General features: G+C 72.1%; 4 protein-coding genes. 1 reads left to right on the top strand and 3 read right to left on the bottom strand.

The window, feature by feature from the left end; translation table 11 throughout:
* Positions 1 to 118 precede the first annotated feature (118 nt).
* Both MPTA5024_RS42765 and MPTA5024_RS29170 read right to left on the bottom strand, forming a co-directional pair.
* Positions 119 to 331: a carbohydrate-binding protein gene (locus tag MPTA5024_RS42765; RefSeq protein ID WP_232326691.1), complete on the bottom strand. Its 213-nt coding sequence runs from the start codon at positions 329 to 331 to the stop codon at positions 119 to 121.
* Positions 332 to 547: 216 nt separating this feature from the next.
* Complete coding sequence (locus tag MPTA5024_RS29170; protein ID WP_051458807.1) at positions 548 to 1,426, bottom strand: helix-turn-helix transcriptional regulator; 879 nt, start codon at positions 1,424 to 1,426, stop codon at positions 548 to 550.
* Positions 1,427 to 1,598: 172 nt separating this feature from the next.
* Here MPTA5024_RS29170 and MPTA5024_RS29165 point away from each other — a divergent pair, with 172 nt between their 5' ends.
* Positions 1,599 to 2,375 (top strand): SDR family oxidoreductase, encoded by a 777-nt coding sequence (locus tag MPTA5024_RS29165; protein WP_036330928.1) that lies wholly within the window; start codon positions 1,599 to 1,601, stop codon positions 2,373 to 2,375.
* Between the two features lie 103 nt (positions 2,376 to 2,478).
* Here the strand turns inward: MPTA5024_RS29165 and MPTA5024_RS29160 are convergent, their stop codons facing one another.
* Positions 2,479 to 3,207 (bottom strand): alpha/beta hydrolase, encoded by a 729-nt coding sequence (locus MPTA5024_RS29160; protein WP_198167455.1) that lies wholly within the window; start codon positions 3,205 to 3,207, stop codon positions 2,479 to 2,481.
* Positions 3,208 to 3,346 lie beyond the last annotated feature (139 nt).

Below are 3,346 nucleotides of genomic sequence, written 5' to 3'. Positions count from 1 at the left end.
GCCCGCCCCGGGGGTGGTGCCCGGGCCGCGCGAGTGTCACCGGTCTCGCGCGACCCGGAGGCCGTGTCCGCGGCGGGCGGCGTCTGCTACCCGCCCCGGAGATCCGGAAGGGCCGGGGTCAGACCCGCATCCAGGGGGCCGCGACGTCCGGCGGCTTCCATTCGGCGATGGCCGTGTGCGCCTGGAGGCACTCGCAGGCGGAGCCGCCGTACGTCACCTTCGCCCCGGTCGCGTACGCCGTGCCGGCCGCGCCCAGGGCCGGCCGGGGCCGGGCGACCGCCGCCGTCCTCCTGGGAGGACCGACGCGGACCGCTCCCGCTGATGTGCGCACGCGCACGGCTACACCTCCGCTAGGCGAATGCCAGTCGTCGACCGCCCCGCCCCCAGGGGACTGATCGGAAAGTAAGCCGCTCCCACAGGGCCCGTCAATGCCTTCTGTTAAGAAAGTTTCCTTATAATACTCCCTTAATGCTGTCTTGAGCCGGAGGAATGCCGGGGCGCGACGCAAGTCGTACAGTCCCCCGCTATGACCCAGGACGCTCCGGCATCAGGCCGAGGGCAGCGTGGCGGGACGATCTGTGGTCAGGGCGGGTGTGCTCCAGGACTCGAGCAGGCGCAGTGACTGTTCGGTCGGTGAGCCCGGTTCCACGTTGTAGACGTACAGGGTCTGCTCCGCGTCTCCAGGGACCTGGAAGGACTCGAAGACGAAGTGCAGGTCGCCGACGACGGGGTGATGATGGAGCTTCGCGCCGTGGGTGCACCGCAGCACCCGGTGGTCGTTCCACCAGGTCGTGAACTCCGGTGATCGCAGCATGAGTTCGCCCACCAGGTCTGCGAGTTGCCGGTCGTGGGGACGGCGCCCGGCCTCCAGGCGGAGGATCGCCACGGTTTCGGCGGCGATGCGTTCCCAGTCACCGACGGTCTGCCGCGCGGTGGGGTCCAGCAGGTAGTAGCGGGCCAGGTTGCGAGCCGGTACGGGCAGGGCGTCGAAGTCGGTGAGGACGGCCCGGGCCAGCCGGTTGGAGGCCAGGACGTCGGTCCGCCGGCCGAGGACGTACGCCGGCACGTGCTGCAGTGTCTGCAGCATCAGGTGCAGGCCTGGACGGACTCGCTGCGGGCCGGTGGGGGTGCGGCGAGCGGCGGCCTTCGGCCGGGCCAGCAGATTCTGCAGGTGTTCCTTCTCGGACGCGTCCAGGCGCAGGGCCCGGCCCAAAGCCTCGAGCACTTCCGGTGAGGGGTTACCGGCTCGACCCTGTTCGAGCCGTGTGTAGTACTCGGTGCTCACCCCGGCGAGCCGGGCGGCCTCGTCGCGGCGCAGTCCCGGAACCCGGCGTGTGCGGCCGTCCTCGGGCAACCCTGCCTGGTCAGGGGTCAGGCGGCTACGCCGGGTGCGCAGGAAGTCGGCGAGCTCGCTTCGGCTGTCCATACACCCAGTGTGGCGTCTCGTGTGTGCGGCGTTTCCGGTCCGGGTGGCCCTGCCGGTACCAGTTTCCACAGGGTGCGGAGGGCGTCGTTCGCGGTCGGCCGGGCCGTGGTGTGCTGGATGAGCGGCCCGGATGAGCGGACCGCCCCCAAAAAATCTACGGAAGGTGACCTCGATGACCTCGCACACCTCTGCCACCCCACTCGCCGGCCGTGTCGCCGTCGTCACCGGCGCCTCCAGCGGTATCGGCGAGGCGACCGCAGAACACCTGGCATCGCTGGGAGCGAAGGTCGCCGTGCTGGCCCGGCGCGAGGACCGACTCGCTGGTCTGGTCTCGCGTATCGAGAAGAACGGCGGCACCGCACTCGCGATCGCCGTGGACGTGACCGACGCGGAGGCCGTGCGTGCTGCCGCTGACCGGGTGAAGGACGACCTGGGCGACACGGACCTGCTGTTCAACAACGCGGGTGTGATGCTTCCGGCCCCGATCGAGGAGCTGGCCACCGACCAGTGGCAGCGCCAGATCGACCTGAACATCACCGGCCTGATGAACGTCATCGGCGCGTTCGTCCCGCAGCTGGTCCGGGCGGCCGCCGAGCGTGGCGTCGGTGACCTGATCAACACCTCCTCGATCGCCGCCCAGAACATCTACCCGAACTTCGCCGTCTACGCGGGGACCAAGGCCTACGTCACGCACCTGTCCCGGCACCTGCGGACGGAGCTGGGCCCGAAGAAGGTACGGGTCTCCGCGATCGAGCCGGGCATCGTCGGCACGGAGCTGCAGGGCCACGTCACCGACGCCGGTGCGCTGGAGTGGCTGGCGGGCTCCAAGGAGGCGATGGAGTGGCTGACATCGGAGGACGTCGCCCACACCGTCGGCTTCCTCGCCTCCCAGCCGGCACGCGTCAACCTCCAGCAGGTCACGATCATGCCCACCGGCCAGCCCAGCTGATCACACCCGAAGCGCCGCGGTCTCGTCCGGACCGGCGGCCCGAACACCGTGATGCACCGACCCGTGTCCGTGTGGAGGGTGAGGCCGGTCGCCTGACCGGTGCTCAGGCCAGGAACCAGCCGTACAGCCAGGCGAGCAGCGCGAGCCCGGTCAGGACGGGGACGATCTGCACGGCCCGGGACCGCAGCCGGAACGCGTCGACGGCCGACAGCGCGGTCGACACGAGGGCGAGCAGCCCGCACCAGGCCACGGCGTGCGGCACGCCGATCGCGAGCTCGGTCGGATCGGGCACGCCGGACACGCTGAGGGCGCCCAGCCCGAGCAGCGCGAGCCCGGCGAGGCCGGCCACCGCGTTCGCGCGCCCCGGACGGCGGCGGACGAGACTCCACAGCCCGGCGATCAGCTGAACGGCCGACACGAGCCCGTACACGCCGAGCGGTGCGAGCAGCGCCGGCGAGTTCATCGCCCTGTACGCCGAGATCGTGAGCACCAGGTCGCCGGGACGGACCATCGGGTACGGGGCCGCGCCCGGGTCGCACGGCGCGGCCGGCGACGCCGGGCTGTCGAGGAACGCGGCGATGGTCCTGCGGCCGCACTCGCTGGACAGGAAGACCGCGTGCCCGACGCCGGCGAACTCGGTGAAGCGGGCGCCCGGCACGCTCGACGCCGCCTGGCGGGCGCTCTCCGGGGGCGTGGTCGGGTCGAACCGGCCGCCCACGACGAGGACCGGCGGGTTGGCGGCCACCCTGCGGGTGCGGTCCGCGGAGGTCGCGGCGCGGCCCGCGGCCCGCGTGGCGCCGGTAGCCGGCGGCGCGCCGTCAACGGCTCGCACGGTGGCGGCGATCGAGGTGGTGGCGGTCGAGGTGGTGGCGGTCGAGGTGGTGGCGGTCGAGGTGGTGGCGGTCGAGGTGGTGGCGGTCGAGGTGGCGGCGGTCGAGGTGGCGGCGGTGCTCCCGGTCGTCGAGGTGCGG

The organism is Microbispora sp. ATCC PTA-5024 (genome assembly GCF_000511135.2).
Taxonomy (GTDB): domain Bacteria; phylum Actinomycetota; class Actinomycetes; order Streptosporangiales; family Streptosporangiaceae; genus Microbispora; species Microbispora corallina.
Note: the sequence above shows the minus strand (reverse complement) of the source record. Positions and strands in the feature narration are given on the sequence as shown.